The organism is Paracraurococcus lichenis, from assembly GCF_030657435.1.
Lineage (GTDB): Bacteria > Pseudomonadota > Alphaproteobacteria > Acetobacterales > Acetobacteraceae > Paracraurococcus > Paracraurococcus lichenis.
In genome coordinates, this window is the sequence record NZ_JAUTWS010000588.1 from 1 (window position 1) to 284 (window position 284).

Genomic DNA, 284 nt, shown 5'->3' on the forward strand with positions numbered 1-284 from the left:
GGGCCGAGATCATGCCGCGGTCAGCGACGACGCACACCCGGCCAATGGCAAAGCGATGACGCAGGCGGTCTACCGTCGGCAGAAGGACGCTGACATCGGCTGTGTTGCCCGGCATGATTTCCGTGCAGATCGGTCGTCCCTCGTTTTCAATCACCACGCACAGGATCAGCTGCATCAGGTCGGGCCGGTGGTCTTTCGAGTGGCCCCTCTGACCCAGTGTTTCCCCGCCCGCGCCCTCGAAGCTGATGGACGTGGTATCCATGAACACGACGGAGAGCTCGCTG

At 63.0% G+C, this 284-nt stretch carries 1 protein-coding gene; it reads right to left on the reverse strand.

All coding sequences use genetic code 11. The features are described from left to right. Nucleotides 1–284, reverse strand: a 284-nt coding sequence (locus Q7A36_RS41350) for an IS1634 family transposase (RefSeq protein ID WP_456306863.1), incomplete at both ends; no start/stop codon positions are given.